The organism is Caballeronia sp. INDeC2, assembly GCF_023631325.1.
GTDB lineage: Bacteria > Pseudomonadota > Gammaproteobacteria > Burkholderiales > Burkholderiaceae > Caballeronia.
In genome coordinates this window covers 67,094-82,254 of sequence record NZ_JALQDG010000013.1, presented here as the reverse complement: position 1 = coordinate 82,254, position 15,161 = coordinate 67,094, and the positions used below count along the sequence as shown (strand labels likewise).

The 15,161-nt window shown below is 63.0% G+C and carries 13 protein-coding genes; 8 read left to right on the top strand and 5 right to left on the bottom strand.

Annotated features, from left to right (window positions below; translation table 11 throughout):
* Positions 1-3 precede the first annotated feature (3 nt).
* Positions 4-1,122: a glutamate 5-kinase gene (gene proB / locus NCS28_RS11650; RefSeq protein WP_250513974.1), complete on the top strand. Its 1,119-nt coding sequence runs from the start codon at positions 4-6 to the stop codon at positions 1,120-1,122.
* A gap of 53 nt (positions 1,123-1,175) precedes the next feature.
* On the opposite strand, the gene NCS28_RS11645 is transcribed toward proB, so the two are convergent.
* Positions 1,176-1,739, bottom strand: a complete 564-nt coding sequence (locus NCS28_RS11645) for a CNP1-like family protein (protein WP_250514008.1) — start codon at positions 1,737-1,739, stop codon at positions 1,176-1,178.
* A 162-nt stretch (positions 1,740-1,901) separates the two neighbouring features.
* On the bottom strand, positions 1,902-2,552 hold the full coding sequence (locus tag NCS28_RS11640) for an RNA pyrophosphohydrolase (RefSeq protein ID WP_250513973.1): 651 nt from the start codon (positions 2,550-2,552) through the stop codon (positions 1,902-1,904).
* Between the two features lie 245 nt (positions 2,553-2,797).
* Between NCS28_RS11640 and NCS28_RS11635 the strand changes: the two genes are divergently transcribed.
* Entirely contained in the window at positions 2,798-4,534 is a 1,737-nt protein-coding gene (locus tag NCS28_RS11635) for a proline--tRNA ligase (RefSeq protein WP_250513972.1), read from the top strand.
* Positions 4,534-5,133: a MarC family protein gene (locus tag NCS28_RS11630; protein ID WP_250513971.1), complete on the top strand. Its 600-nt coding sequence runs from the start codon at positions 4,534-4,536 to the stop codon at positions 5,131-5,133. The genes NCS28_RS11635 and NCS28_RS11630 overlap by 1 nt, the downstream gene beginning before the upstream one ends.
* A 45-nt stretch (positions 5,134-5,178) precedes the next feature.
* Here NCS28_RS11630 and NCS28_RS11625 read toward each other — a convergent pair whose 3' ends face one another.
* Both NCS28_RS11625 and ffh read right to left on the bottom strand, forming a co-directional pair.
* A complete protein-coding gene (locus NCS28_RS11625) occupies positions 5,179-5,730 on the bottom strand; it encodes a hypoxanthine-guanine phosphoribosyltransferase (RefSeq protein WP_061121381.1) in 552 nt (183 codons plus the stop codon).
* Positions 5,731-5,849: 119 nt separating this feature from the next.
* A complete protein-coding gene (gene ffh, locus NCS28_RS11620; protein ID WP_250513970.1) occupies positions 5,850-7,217 on the bottom strand; it encodes a signal recognition particle protein in 1,368 nt (455 codons plus the stop codon).
* A gap of 110 nt (positions 7,218-7,327) precedes the next feature.
* Between ffh and NCS28_RS11615 the strand changes: the two genes are divergently transcribed.
* The 4 genes from NCS28_RS11615 (at position 7,328) to NCS28_RS11600 (ending at position 12,782) form a co-directional block, all read left to right on the top strand.
* Complete coding sequence (locus tag NCS28_RS11615; protein WP_250513969.1) at positions 7,328-8,236, top strand: cytochrome C assembly family protein; 909 nt, start codon at positions 7,328-7,330, stop codon at positions 8,234-8,236.
* 45 nt (positions 8,237-8,281) lie between these two features.
* On the top strand, positions 8,282-8,614 hold the full coding sequence (locus NCS28_RS11610) for a PP0621 family protein (protein ID WP_250513968.1): 333 nt from the start codon (positions 8,282-8,284) through the stop codon (positions 8,612-8,614).
* Positions 8,611-9,213 carry a 1,6-anhydro-N-acetylmuramyl-L-alanine amidase AmpD gene (gene ampD, locus NCS28_RS11605; RefSeq protein ID WP_250513967.1) on the top strand — a complete coding sequence of 201 codons (603 nt, stop codon included), beginning with the start codon at positions 8,611-8,613 and terminating at the stop codon, positions 9,211-9,213. Before NCS28_RS11610 ends, ampD begins: the two co-directional genes overlap by 4 nt.
* Positions 9,214-9,785: 572 nt before the next feature.
* Positions 9,786-12,782, top strand: a complete 2,997-nt coding sequence (locus NCS28_RS11600) for a ribonucleoside-diphosphate reductase subunit alpha (protein ID WP_250513966.1) — start codon at positions 9,786-9,788, stop codon at positions 12,780-12,782.
* A gap of 239 nt (positions 12,783-13,021) precedes the next feature.
* Here NCS28_RS11600 and NCS28_RS11595 read toward each other — a convergent pair whose 3' ends face one another.
* Positions 13,022-14,419, bottom strand: coding sequence for an MFS transporter (locus NCS28_RS11595; protein WP_250513965.1), 1,398 nt, complete (start codon positions 14,417-14,419; stop codon positions 13,022-13,024).
* Positions 14,420-14,541: 122 nt separating this feature from the next.
* Between NCS28_RS11595 and NCS28_RS11590 the strand changes: the two genes are divergently transcribed.
* Complete coding sequence (locus tag NCS28_RS11590) at positions 14,542-14,754, top strand: DUF3820 family protein (protein ID WP_061163789.1); 213 nt, start codon at positions 14,542-14,544, stop codon at positions 14,752-14,754.
* The last annotated feature ends 407 nt before the right edge of the window (positions 14,755-15,161 follow it).

Below are 15,161 nucleotides of genomic sequence, written 5' to 3'. Positions count from 1 at the left end.
ACGATGCGTTCGGTCATCGCCGCTGCGAAGCGAATCGTAGTGAAAGTAGGGTCCAGCCTCGTCACCAACGACGGGCGTGGACTCGATCACGCGGCAATCTCTCGCTGGGCGTCGCAGATCGCGGCGCTGCGCGAGCAGGGCAAGGAAGTCGTGCTCGTGAGTTCGGGCGCGATCGCGGAAGGCATTCACCGGCTCGGCTGGACCAAGCGGCCGCGTGAAATCGACGAATTGCAGGCCGCGGCCGCCGTCGGGCAGATGGGCCTCGCGCAGGTCTACGAAAGCAGCTTCGGCGCGCACGGCATCCGCACCGCGCAGATTCTGCTCACGCACGCCGATCTTGCCGATCGCGAACGCTATCTGAACGCACGCTCGACGCTCCTCACGCTGTTGCGCCTGGGCGCAGTGCCGATCATCAACGAGAACGACACGGTGATCACCGACGAAATCAAGTTCGGCGACAACGACACGCTCGGCGCGCTCGTCGCGAATCTGATCGAAGGCGACGCGCTCGTCATTCTCACCGATCAACGCGGTCTCTTCACCGCCGATCCGCGCAAGGATCCGGGCGCGACGCTCGTCGAGCAAGCCGATGCCGGCACGCCCGAACTGGAGCAGATGGCCGGCGGCGCGGGTTCGAGCCTCGGCCGTGGCGGCATGCTGACCAAGATTCTCGCGGCCAAGCGCGCGGCGCACAGCGGCGCGAACACGGTGATCGCGAGCGGCCGCGAAGCCGATGTGCTCACGCGCCTCGCATCGGGCGAGATGATCGGCACGCAGCTCATCGCGCGCACGGCGCGCATCGCGGCGCGCAAGCAGTGGATGGCGGATCACTTGCAGGTGCGCGGCCACGTCGTGATCGACGACGGCGCGGTCCAGAAGCTCACCGCCGAAGGCAAGAGCCTTTTGCCGATCGGCGTGATCGACGTGAAAGGCGCGTTCGATCGCGGCGAGGTGATCGCCTGCGTGAACGATCAAGGGCAGGAGGTCGCGCGCGGCATCACGAATTACAGCAGCTCGGAGGCGCGGCTGATTCATCGGCGGCCGAGCGGCGAGATCGAAACGGTGCTCGGTTATATGCTGGAGCCCGAACTGATCCATCGCGACAATCTGGTACTCGTCTGATACGAAAAAAGCCCGCTGATCCAGCGGGCTTTGCACTTTGGCGCGCCGTGAGATCAGCGCAGATTGATCGAGCTCTGCGTGCGTTTGTATTCCATGTTGTTGACGATCTGCTTCGCCGTGCCGACCGGCAGCTTGCTCGCGCAGAAGTAATCCTGATACAGCGCCGCCTGATAGGCGTTCAGCTCGCCGTTCTCGATGCGCTTGAAGTCGAACGCGGAACCCTGATCCCAGCCGTTCTGATCGTCGTTGATGCTCGCGTAGCGGCGCCATTCGTAGGTGTCGCAACGAATGCCTTCGTAGTTGACGTTTCGCGCGCCCGCCGGGCTCGCCGCGACGATCACGTAACGCACGACGCCGTCCTGGCCGACCGTGAGCGTCGTCTTGTCGACGGCGAACGTGAGCGGCGTGTTTTGCGAAACGTTGAACGCGATCAGGTTCGACGCTTGCGGCAGCGGCGGCATCGTGTCGATCTTCTCTTCGGCCCAGGTCGTTTTGCGGTCGAGCAAATAGGTGAAGACGCCGTCGTCCTGCGTGGACGGGCCTTTGTTGCTGGAGCAGCCGGCGAGCACGGCAAGCGCTGCCGCGGATGCCGCGATTACCGCGAGTGAGGCATTCACTTTCAATTGGGTCTTCCCGGAAACATGCGCGCGGGACGCGAAGCGCCCGCCCGGCTGAACAAAGCGAGACGGCACGGCGAGAGGTTCGCCGTGCCATCGATCGAAGTCGAAGTCGTGTTGAGTGTCAAAGTGCGCGAGGAGCCGCTGCGATCAGTCGCACGCTCAGTTACACGATGAGCGCTGCACGATCACATGCACTTCTTCGCTGACCGTGCATTCTGCCTGAACCGCCGCGCCGGAGGCAGTAACAGCAGGTGCTTCGATCGTCATCGTCTGGAGCACGCGTGGATAGCGCGGCCCATGATGCGCGGCTCGCTCGCCGCGTTCACCGCGGGAGTTGGTTCGCCGCAGGAAGCGGGAAAGCTCGGTGAGAGCCATTTGATAAACGTCGCGCTTGAACTCGATGACCGCGTCCAGCGGTACCCAATACTCGTTCCAGCGCCAGGCATCGAATTCCGGATGGTCCGTCGCACGCAGGCAGATGTCGCAATCGCGTCCAACCATGCGCAGCAGAAACCAGATTTGTTTCTGACCGCGATAATGTCCGCGCACCTCGCGCTTGATGAACTTGTCCGGCACCTCATAACGCAGCCAGTCGCGCGTGCGACCAACAACTTTCACATGCTCCGGTAGCAGGCCGGTTTCTTCGTGTAACTCCCGATACATCGCTTGCACAGGGGTCTCACCGTATTTGATGCCCCCTTGCGGAAACTGCCAGGAATGTTCACGCAGCCGCTTGCCCCAAAACACTTCGTTGCGCGCGTTCAAGAGGATGATGCCGACGTTCGGGCGAAAGCCTTCACGATCCAGCATACAGCCACCTTCAAATCCTTTAAAATTGCTTTGATTATAAACAGTTAACGGACCCCGCGCACCGGCACGAACCCGAATTCGGGGCACGTTTGCCGGGCAGGGTGCAAGGCGCTTTGCCAGGCCGCGCGGAAGACGGCAAAATCTTCTTCCTTGCCAAGCCGTCGACCGTTTCCGTCGTTCACCCTCGTTTCGCCTGCTCCGGCGCCGCCACGGCTCCGAGCGCGCGCCGCTTTTGGAAAATTTGAATGAAAGCATCCCGTTTCTTCATCGGCACCCTGAAAGAAGCTCCCGCCGACGCCGAGATCGTCAGCCACAAGCTGATGATGCGCGCCGGCATGATCCGCCGTGTCGCGGGCGGCATCTACGATTACATGCCGATCGGCCTGCGCTCGGTGCGCAAGGTCGAAGCCATCGTGCGTGAAGAGATGAACCGCGCGGGCGCGCTCGAGTTGCTGATGCCCGCCGTGCAGCCCGCCGAACTGTGGCAGGAGTCGGGCCGCTGGGAGCAATACGGTCCGGAGCTGCTGCGCTTCAAGGATCGTCACGAGCGCGACTTCGTGATGGGCCCGACGCACGAGGAAGTCGTCACCGACATCGCGCGCCGCGAGATCAAGAGCTATCGCCAGTTGCCGGTGAACTTCTATCAGATTCAAACGAAGTTCCGCGACGAGATCCGCCCGCGCTTCGGCGTGATGCGCGGCCGCGAATTCATCATGAAGGACGCCTATTCCTTCGATAAGGACCTCGACGGTCTCGCCGAGTCGTATCGCAAGATGTACGACGCCTATGTGCGCATCTTCACGCGCATCGGGCTGGAGTTCCGCGCGGTGGCGGCGGACAACGGCTCGATTGGCGGCAGCGGCTCGCATGAATTCCACGTGATCGCCGAGACGGGCGAGGACGACATCGCCTATTGCCCGACTTCGGACTTCGCGGCGAACGTCGAGGCCGCGGATGCTTTGCCGTTGATCGCCCAACGCGCCGCGCCCACGGAAGAACTGAAGAAGACGCCGACGCCCGGCGCCGCGAAATGCGAGGCCGTCGCGCAGCTTTTGAACATCCCGCTCGAGCGCACGATCAAGTCGATCATCCTCGCAACGGACAACGAAGGCGCCGAGCCCACGATCTGGCTGCTGATGCTGCGCGGCGATCATTCGCTCAACGACATCAAGACGGGCAAGCTGCCCGGCCTGAAGGGCTATCGCTTCGCGACGGAAGCCGAGATCGTCGAATGGTTCGGCACGCCGCCGGGCTATCTCGGCCCGATCGGCACGAAGAAGCCGGTGCGCGTGATTGCGGATCGAACGGTTGCGAACATGAGCGACTTCGTGGTCGGCACGAACGAGGTCGATTACCACACGACCGGCGTGAACTGGGGCCGCGATCTGCCCGAGCCGGAAGTGGCGGACATCCGCAATGTCGTCGCGGGCGATCCGTCGCCGGACGGCAAGGGCACGCTCGAAATCTGCCGCGGCATCGAAGTGGGCCACGTGTTCCAGCTCGGCACGAAGTACTCTGATTCGATGGGCGCGACGTTCCTCGACGAAAACGGCAAGCCCGCACCGATGCAGATGGGCTGCTACGGCATCGGCGTGACGCGCGTGCTGGGTGCGGCGATCGAACAGAATTTCGACGACAAGGGCATCATCTGGCCGGAAGCCATCGCACCGTTCGAAGTCGTGATCTGCCCGATGGGTTACGACCGCAGCGACGCCGTGCGCGAACAGGCCGACAAGCTCTACGCGACGCTGCAGGCAGCGGGCATCGACGTGATCCTGGACGATCGCGGCGAGCGTCCGGGCGTGATGTTCGCGGACTGGGAACTGATCGGCGTGCCGCATCGCATCGTGATCGGCGATCGCGGGCTGAAGGAAGGCAAGCTCGAATATCAGGGCCGTCGCGATACCGAAGCCACGCTGCTGCCGGTCGATGAAGCGGCGGACGTCGTCACGGCAAAGGTGCGAGCCGCGCTCGGGAAGTAATGCAGTACAACTTCCTCTCGGCGACGATCCTGCTGCTGCTGATCACCGATCCGCTCGGCAACATTCCGATCTTCATCAACGCGCTGCGAGGCGTCGCCAAAGAGCGGCGCCGCATCGTGATCCTGCGCGAAGTCGCGATCGCGTTCGTCATCCTGCTGATTTTCATGCTGGCGGGCGATCGCTTTTTGCGCGCGATGAACCTTACGGATTTGTCGTTGCGCATCGGCGGCGGGATCGTGCTGTTTCTCATCGCGCTGCGGATGATCTTTCCGCATCCGGACGGCCCGATGGGCGGCGATTCGCGCGGCGGCGAGCCGCTGATCGTGCCGCTCGCGATTCCCGCGCTGGCGGGCCCGTCCGCGCTCGCGACGGCCATGCTCCTGACCTCGCAGGCGCCGGGCAAGATGCTTGAATGGATCGGCGCGCTGACGGTGACGATGATCGTCTGCGCGATCGTGCTGATCCTCGCGGAGAAGATTCAGCAGTGGCTTGGGGAAAGGGCGGTCACGGCGTTCGAGCGTTTGATGGGGCTCGTGCTCGTCGCGATTTCCGTCGAGATGATCCTGACGGGCATACGCACTTTCGTGCATCAGCTATGAAAAAAGCGGCCGAGGCCGCTTTTTTTACATCGCTTCGAAGAACGTTCATGCGCCTTCGGTCAACGCGCGGATCGTCGGCAAATTGCGCCAGTAACCCTTCGCGTCCATTCCGCATCCGAAGACGTAACGATCCGGCACTTCGAATCCACAAAAGTCCGGACGCAGCGGCTTCGCCTTCGGGATGATCTTCTCGCACAGCACCGCGGACAGGAACGTCTTCGCGCCCATCGCCATGATGCGGTCGCGGATCGCGGCCATCGTTTCGCCTTCGTCGAGAATGTCGTCGAGCACGAGCACGACGCGATCCTTCACCGATTCCGCCGGCGCCACGCGCCATTGCATTTCGCTGCCGCCCTTGATGGCGTTGCGATAGCGCGTCAGGTGGATGTAATCGAACTCGAGCGGGAAGTCGAGATGCGGCAGCAGCATGCCGGTGAACACGGCCGCGCCCCCCATGACCGAGAGCACGAGCGGGAAGTCGTCTTGCGTCGCCGTCTTGATGGCGGCTGCCATCTTGCCGATCGATGCGTTGACTTCGTCAGCCGTCACGATCTCTTCGGAGTGGCTGAAAATATGGAGGGCTTCTTCGCGATTCATAGGGAAAGCGGGGGAGAGGCTGACTTCTTAGTGTGGAAAAAAACGGCGGCGTGCGCCATATGATAAACCCGCGCTTTCGACCACGTCGGGCGAAGAGCGCGGGCTCTGTGCGGTGCGTTTCAGCGCATGCCGGGCAGCATGCCCTTCATGCCGCGCATCATCTTCTGCAGATTGCCGCCCTTCAGCTTCTTCATCATGCCGCGCATCTGCTCGTATTGATTGAGCATGCGGTTCACTTCCTGCACGTGCACGCCCGCGCCCGCGGCGATGCGGCGCTTGCGCGCGGCCTTGATGAGCTCAGGCTTCGCTCGCTCCTGCAGCGTCATCGAGTTGATGATGCCTTCCATGCGGCGCATCTGCTTTTCCGCGTTGTTCATGTCCGCGCCTTGCGCGGCCTGCTGGAACTGCGCGGGCAGCTTGTCCATGAGCGACGAGAGTCCGCCCATCTTCTTCATCTGCGACAGTTGCGCCTTGAAGTCGTTCAGGTCGAAGTCGCCGCCTTTCTTGACCTTGTCGGCGAGCTTCTGCGCCGCTTGGCTGTCGACGCCGCGTTGCGCTTCCTCGACGAGCGCGAGGATGTCGCCCATGCCGAGAATCCGGTTCGCCATGCGATCCGGATGGAAGACTTCGAGCCCGTCGAGCTTTTCCGCGACGCCGACGAACTTGATCGGCTTGCCGGTGACGTGCCGCACGGAGAGCGCTGCGCCGCCGCGCGAATCGCCATCGAGCTTGGTGAGGACGACGCCGGTGAGCGGCAGCGCGTCGTTGAATGCCTTCGCGGTGTTGACCGCGTCCTGACCGAGCATGGCGTCGACGACGAAGAGCGTTTCGGCGGGCTTGAGCAGCGCGTGCAGCTCGCTGATCTCGTTCATCATTGCTTCGTCGATACCGAGGCGACCGGCCGTATCGACGATGACGACGTCGTGATAATGGCGCTTCGCCCAGTCGATCGCCGCGCGCGCGATGTCGGCAGGCTTCTGATTCGGCTCCGACGGGAAGAAGTCCGCGCCGACCTGCTCGGTCACGGTCTGCAACTGGCGGATCGCGGCAGGGCGATACACGTCGACGGAAACGGTGAGCACCTTCTTCTTGCTCTTCTCGCGCAGCAGTTTGGCGAGCTTGCCGGTGGTAGTCGTTTTACCGGCGCCCTGCAGGCCCGCCATGAGGATGACCGCTGGCGGCGCGACGGCGAGATTCAGTTCGGCAGCCTTGCCTTCGTAATCGCCGCCGATCACCGCCGTCAGTTCCTTCTGGACGACGCCGACGAGCGCCTGACCCGGCGAAAGGCTCGACACGACTTCCTCGCCGAGCGCCTTTTCCTTCACCTTCGCGATGAACTCGCGCACGACCGGAAGCGCCACGTCCGCTTCGAGCAGCGCGAGCCGCACCTCGCGCAGCATCTCTTGCGTGTTGGCCTCGGTGAGCCGGGCCTCGCCGCGCAGCGTCTTGACGACGCGCGCCATCCGTTGAGTGAGGTTATCGAGCATGGGGAAAAGGTAGAGAATGCGGCCCTTTTTCGGCGCAAAACGGCTCGGAGCCCCGCGTTGCCGCAAGGGAGAAAACGTCGCGATTCAAGGGCCTAGTGTAAACTTCGAACATGGATATTGTACTGTATGCCCTCACTGCGCTTCTCTATGGCGGACTTGCCGTAGCGGGCTGGCGCGCGCATCGCCACACGGCCGTCGAGCCGGCGCTGGCCGGTGTGCCTTCGGGCATGGCGCCGACGGCGGCGCCGAAAGTTTCGGCGGGCATGGGCGGCCTGGGCCGCGCTCTATTATTAGTAGCGTTGCTGGTGCACGGCCTTCTGCTGCACACGACGATCTTCCCCCAGAACGCGATGGTCTTCGGCTTCGCGTTCGCGCTCTCCGCGATGTTCTGGCTCGGCGCGGGCATCTACTGGATCGAAAGCTTCTTCTTCCCGCTCGACGGTCTGCGGCTGCTCGTGCTGCCGCTCGCGTGCATCGCGTCGCTGTTGCCGCTCGTCTTCGGCGGCGTGCGCGTGCTGTCGTACTCCGCCGCGCCGATGTTCAAGCTGCACTTCCTGATCGCGAACATCGCATACGGGCTCTTCGCGATCGCCGCGCTGCACGCCGTCCTCATGCTGTTGCTCGAACGCCGTCTGCAACGCATGCGCGGCATGGCGACGCGTCACACGGGCAACGGCTGGCTCGCGAGCTGGCTCGACACTTTGCCGCCGCTTCTGACGCTCGAAAAGCTGCTGTTCCGTCTGATCGCGGCCGGCTTCGTGCTGCTCACGCTCACGCTCGTGTCGGGTATCGCGTTCAACGAGCAACTCGTCGATCGCGCGCTGCGCTTCGATCACAAGACCGTGTTCGCCTTCGTCTCCTGGCTGATGTTCGGCGCATTGCTCACCGCGCGCCGTATCTCGGGATGGCGCGGACGCGCCGCGTTGCGCTGGGTGCTGGCTTCGTTCGCCGCGCTGTTGCTCGCGTATGTCGGCAGCCGCTTCGTGTTCGAAGTGCTGCTGCATCGCGCGGTCGTCTGAGCGGCTGAAGGTCCGACGCGCGCACTCCTTACCGGCATTCAATCGATGCGAAATTTCTTCTTTCTGATCGTCCTCTTCTTTCTGAGCCAGTGGCTCCTGAAGAAGCTGCGCCGCGCGAACGAGCGCGCGCAACAGGGCGAGGCGCAGCCGGGCGGCGCGACCGCGGGAGGCGCCAACGGTGCGCATCGGGCGCGCAACGGCAACGGCAACGGCGCGGCCGATAACACCCCGCAACTCGCCGATCCGCTCATCCGCTGTGCGCAATGCGGCGTGCATACGCCGCGCAGCGAGTCGATCGTCGTTGCGGACGAGCGCTTCTGCTGCGCCGATCACGCGCGCCATTACGCGAGGCGTCCGACCGGCCGCGACGCGCGATGAACATGCACGTCGTCAGACAAGGCGATCCGCACATCGACGCACAAGGCTGGCTCACGAGCGCGACGCGTCTGCCGTCGCCGAACTTCGAGGCGCGTCCCGGCGACGCGGTGCCGACGCTCATCGTCGTGCACAACATCAGCCTGCCGCCCGACGATTTCACGACGAACGCGATCGCCGATTTTTTCCTCAACAAGCTCGATCACGATGCGCATCCGTACTTTGATCAACTGCGCGGCATGCGCGTGTCGGCGCACTTCGTGATTCGTCGCGACGGCGCGATCGAACAGTTCGTCTCCTGCGACGAACGCGCGTGGCACGCGGGCGTTTCGTCATTCTGCGGACGCGAGCGCTGCAACGATTTTTCGATCGGCATCGAGCTGGAAGGCAGCGATCGCATGCCGTTCGAAGACGCGCAATACGACGCGCTCGCCGCGCTCGTGCGCATCGTCGCGAAGCGCTATCCGATCGATGCGCTGGCCGGGCATTCCGACGTCGCGCCCGGCCGGAAGACCGATCCCGGCCCGCACTTCGACTGGCCGCGCCTGCGTCACGAAAGCGCGCTGCCCCCTTCGTTCTTTCCGTTCCAGTCCAACATCTGAGCGCTGCGTAAGGTCTTTCTCGTTGCGGCGCAGCAGGGTCGTGCGCGATGCCTTGCCGTGCTTTGCGTTAGCAAAAGTCAACCCCGCAACGCCGGACTCGCGGCAAATAAACCTTTTTGAGACTGCGTGGATGTCCACTATACTTGGTGCCGAAAGGCGTACTTTGCACTAGATCTTGTGTTGTTGAGGCGGCGCCCGCTCCGATGAGCCGGCGCCGCCAGCTTTCCGGCGTAGATAAGTTTGGCTGGCCCGGGGCGATGCGCGAGACCGTTTCTCTTTGCGAGGAGAGAGGCGTCGGGCGCATCGGGCGCCAGCGAGCAGCACCGTGAAGAAGGCATGCAAGCAAGCGCGAATTGCGTCGACCGACACCGCGCGCCAACGCGGGCACCGCATAGACGCCAAGAACAATGCGGGCCGTGAGCGCCGCGATTCGTGTTTCCAGCCTGCTGTATTCACAGCCTGGCTTTACCGCCAAGACACCGCGTGACCTTCGTGACGATCCCGTGACGCGCGCGGCATAAGTGATAAATCCGCGGATCATCCGCACCATTCGAACACCAGGAGTTTTGCACATGCAAACCACCGACAACGCCACGACTTCATTCGAAGGCGCATCCGCACAGCCCATGGCAGGTGCGCAGGCCACGGGCGCCGCACAAGCGCTCGCGCCGAACACGACGTTTGCGGACTACAAGGTCATCCGTCGCAACGGAAGCGTGGTGTCGTTCGAGCCGACGAAAATCGCGATCGCCGTAACGAAGGCGTTCATCGCCGTGAACGGCGGGCAGGGCGCGGCTTCGGCGCGCGTGCGCGAGCTCGTCGAGCAACTGACGCAAGCCGTCGTGCGCGCGCTCGTGCGTAGCCGTCCGCATGGCGGCACGTTCCACATCGAAGATATTCAGGATCAGGTCGAGCTCGCGCTGATGCGCGGCGGCGAGCACAACGTCGCGCGTGCGTACGTGCTGTATCGCGAGAAGCGCACGCAGCAGCGTTCGCAAGAGCGCGCGGATACGCGTGACGCGCAATCGCCCGAAGGCGCGATCAACGTGACGGACAACGGCGTCACGCGCCCGCTCGATCTCGACGCGCTGAAGGCGCTGATCGTGTCGGCCTGCGCGAATCTCGGCGACGCTGTGTCGGCCGAACCGATCGTCGCGGAAACGGTGAAGAACCTGTACGACGGCGTGCCGATGAGCCAGGTCTACGACTCGGCCATCCTCGCCGCGCGCACGATGATCGAAAAGGACCCGGCGTACAGCCAGGTCACCGCACGCATCCTCCTGCATACCATCCGCCGCGAAATTCTCGAAGACGAAGTGACGCAAGCCGAAATGGGCGAACGTTACGCCGAATACTTTCCGCTCTTCATCAAGCGCGGCGTCGAAGCCGGCCTGCTCGACGACAAGCTTCAGCAATTCGATCTGAAACGCCTCGGCGCCGCGCTCGACGCGAGCCGTGATCTGCAATTCGGCTATCTCGGCCTGCAGACGCTCTATGACCGCTACTTCCTGCACGTCGAAGGCACGCGCATCGAACTGCCGCAGGCATTCTTCATGCGCGTCGCGATGGGTCTGTCGCTCAACGAGATCGACCGCGAAGCGCGCGCGATCGAGTTCTACAACGTGCTGTCGTCTTTCGACTTCATGTCGTCGACGCCGACGCTCTTCAACTCGGGCACGCATCGCTCGCAGTTGTCCTCGTGCTATCTGACGACCGTCGCCGACGATCTCGACGGCATCTACGAAGCGCTGAAGGAAAACGCGCTGCTCTCCAAGTTCGCGGGCGGCCTCGGCAACGACTGGACGCGCGTGCGCGCGCTCGGCTCGCACATCAAGGGCACGAACGGCAAGTCGCAAGGCGTGGTGCCGTTCCTGAAGGTCGTGAACGACACGGCTGTCGCGGTGAATCAGGGCGGCAAGCGCAAGGGCGCGGTGTGCGCGTACCTGGAGTCGTGGCACCTTGACATCGAAGAATTCCTCGAACTGCGCAAGAACACGGGCGACGACCGCCGCCGCACGCACGACATGAATACGGCGAACTGGATTCCCGACCTGTTCATGAAGCGTGTCGTCGAAGGCGGCGACTGGACGCTGTTCTCGCCGTCGACCTGCCCGGACCTGCACGATCTGTTCGGCGCGGACTTCGAGAAGGCCTACGTCGCTTACGAAGAGAAAGCCGCGCGCGGCGAGATCAAGCTGTTCAAGAAGCTGCCGGCGGCGCAACTGTGGCGCAAGATGCTCGGCATGCTGTTCGAGACGGGCCATCCGTGGATCACGTTCAAGGATCCGTGCAACGTGCGCTCGCCGCAACAGCACGTCGGCGTGGTGCATTCGTCGAACCTGTGCACGGAAATCACGCTGAACACGAGCGAAACGGAAATCGCCGTCTGCAACCTCGGCTCCGTGAACCTCGTGGCGCACATGGAGAAGCAGGCCGACGGCAGCTACGCGCTGGATCACGCGAAGTTGAAGCGCACCATCAGCGTGGCGATGCGCATGCTCGACAACGTCATCGACATCAACTACTACGCGGTGCCGAAGGCGCGTAACTCGAACCTGAAGCATCGCCCGGTCGGCATGGGCATCATGGGCTTCCAGGACTGCCTGCATCTGCTGCGCACGCCGTATGCGTCGGGCGAAGCGGTCGAGTTCGCGGATCGTTCGATGGAAGCCGTGTGCTACTACGCGTACTACGCATCGACGGAACTCGCGGAAGAGCGCGGCCGTTACGCGACGTATCGCGGCTCGCTGTGGGATCGCGGCATTCTTCCGCAGGATTCGCTGAAGCTGCTGGAGCAGGCGCGCGGCGGCTACGTCGAAGTCGATACGTCCGAAACGATGGACTGGGCGCAACTGCGCTCGCGCATTTCGACGCACGGCATGCGCAACTCGAACTGCGTGGCGATTGCGCCGACGGCGACGATCTCCAACATCATCGGCGTGTCGGCGTGCATCGAGCCGACGTTCCAGAACCTGTACGTGAAGTCGAATCTGTCGGGCGAATTCACGGTCGTGAACGACTACCTCGTGCGTGACCTGAAGGCGCGCGGCCTGTGGGATGAAGTGATGGTGTCGGATCTGAAGTATTTCGACGGCACGCTCTCGCGCATCGACCGCATTCCGGCGGATCTCCGCGCGATCTACGCGACGGCGTTCGAAGTCGATCCGAAGTGGCTGGTCGAAGCGGCGTCGCGCCGTCAGAAGTGGATCGATCAGGCGCAGTCGCTGAACATCTACATGGCGGGCGCGTCGGGCAAGAAACTCGACGAGGTCTACAAGCTCGCGTGGATTCGCGGTCTCAAGACCACGTATTACCTCCGTACGATGGCGGCGACGCACGTCGAGAAGTCGACGGTCGCGCATGGCGCGCTGAATGCCGTGCCGTCGGGGGATGGCGGTTCGGGCGCATCGGGTGCGCAAGGTGGCTTTGGCGGCGTGTCGGGTGGTGCGTCGTCGGGCGCGGGCGGCTTCAATGCTGCGGCGGTGGAAGCGGCGCCCGAAGCCGATGGCCCTGTCTGCATGATGCGTCCGGGTGATCCGGGCTTCGACGAGTGTGAGGCTTGCCAGTAAGCTTGGGCTGAATCGGTCTCTGCGGACCGGTGCCGGTGCTTCCTTCTCTGTGAGGGAAGTGGTCGGTGCCGGTCTTTTTTTTCGCTTTTGTTTTTCGCCGGATCCCGGTTTCGTGTTGGTTTATTAGCGATGCCCCTCCCCGGGGCGGCAGTCACTTTCTTTGGCTAGCGCAAAGAAAGTGACCCCTGCGCCGGGAAGGCGGCTACTGAACAAACGACACGCTGACGGAAACAGCACCCTCAGCCTCGCGTCCCGCGCGAAATCTCCGTCCCGGCATCATGCGCAAGCCTTGCCGTAATCGGCATCGAAAGAAAAGAGAACAACCCAACGACGAGAAACGCAGGCCAGAAATCCGACCATTGCACGCTCGAATGCCCGTTCAGATATTGCGAGAGTTCGAGCGTAATACCCGCGACGGTCACGCCAAGACCAAGCGACACCTGCTGCACGAAGCTCGCGAGACTCGTCGCGCGCCCGACATCGCGCGTTTCGATCTCCGCATACGCGAGCGAGTTGAGGCTCGTGAATTGCAAGGCCGGGAAGAAGCCGCCGAGCAGCACGACAGCCCAGATCACCCACGTCGGCGTGCCGGGAAAGAACGAGCCGCATGCCGCGATGGCGATGCCCGACAGTGCCGCGTTATAGAAGAGCGTCTGACGGAAGCCGAATCGATGCAACACGCGCGACGCGAGCGAGCGCATGAACATGCCGCCGAACGCGGACGCACAAGTGATCGCGCCGGACTTGAACGCGGTCATGCCCAGACCTTCCTGCAACGCGAGCGGCAGAAGAAACGGCACGGCGCCGAGCCCGATGCGAAACATCGAACCGCCGAGCACGCTCGCCTGAAACGTCGGCACGCGAAAGAAGCGCAAGTCGAGCAGCGGCTTCTCCGAGCGGCGCGCGTGGATGCAGTACAGCACGACCATCAGCGCGCCGGCTGCGCACATCGCGTAAGCCGTGCCTTGCGGTATCAGTTCGCCGCCGACGAGCGAGAGCCCGAGCAGCAGCAACACGCCGGCGCTCGCGGAGAGGAAGAAGCCGAACCAGTCGAGCCGGCCCGGATGATCTTCGTGCGAGTTGGCGATGTAGCGGTTGGTCAGATAGATGCCGGCGATGCCGATCGGGATGTTGATGAAGAAGATCAGGCGCCAGTGCAGATACGTCGTGATAAAACCGCCGAGCAACGGACCGACCGCGGGTCCGAGCATTGCGGGAACGGAGAGATAGTTCATCGCGCGAATGAACTCCGAGCGGCGCACCGAGCGGAAGATGATGATGCGGCCGACGGGCACCATCATCGCGCCGCCGACGCCCTGGATGAAGCGCGCGACGGTGAAGGGGCCGAGCGATGTGGAAGCCGCGCAGAGCAGCGAGCCGACGACGAACACGCCGATGGCCGTGCGAAACACGGCGCGTGCGCCGAAGCGGTCGGCGACCCAGCCGCAGATCGGTATGAAGACGCCGAGCCCGAGCACGTAGCTCGTGACCGCGACTTTCAACGTGACGGGATCGCGTCCGAAGGCGCGCGCCATTTCAGGAATCGCGGTGACGATGACATTGGCGTCGACGCTTTCCATGAACATCGCGCACGCGACGATGAGAGGGGCAATGAAAGCTTTGACGGCAAGCGGCATGGTGATTCGCGATCGACTCTTGGCGGCAAGAGCGGCGATTATGGCACCGATATGGAGCAGTCGCTGAGTGATCGAAGCGCGCTGCGTGGTGCGATGAACACTGAACGAGGAGTGAAGTAACGATGGACCCGCAGGACCTGCAACGTCTCGTCACGCAGACGATGCCCTATGGCAAGTACAAGGATCGGCTCATCGCGGATCTGCCCGGTCACTATCTCGCATGGTTCGCGCGTGAGGGTTTTCCAGAGGGCAAGCTCGGCAGGCTGCTCGCGTTGATGCATGAGATCGACCACAACAACCTGCGCTCGCTGCTCGATCCGTTGAGAGGCCGATGAGGTTTTTCTGCTGAGACGGATGGTCGCGTAAACACGCTATAGATTGTGTTTAACCTTTTTGCAAGCACAAGATATTGTGGAAATACGAGACGCCAAATGCTAAACTTCGGCAACGAATTCGAAGCATGCAGCAGGCAACGACGAGCGGTTTCACATGCCTGGGCGCGTGTCTTCGAGTGGCGTGCAGCGCGTGTTCGAGTGAAGAGCATCGGAGCTCATCGAAGATGAGCGAATGAACGCGTCAAGACGCTCGGTTATCGACACATGTTTTGTATCGCATCGAGTGTCGTCGAGAGACATCGACGATGATCGAAGCGAACCACGCTTCGATGCGTTCGCAATCGCACGCACAGCAGTGAGTCGATGCTCGCAGCGAAACGCGACATGCTTCGCATCATGCATCGCGC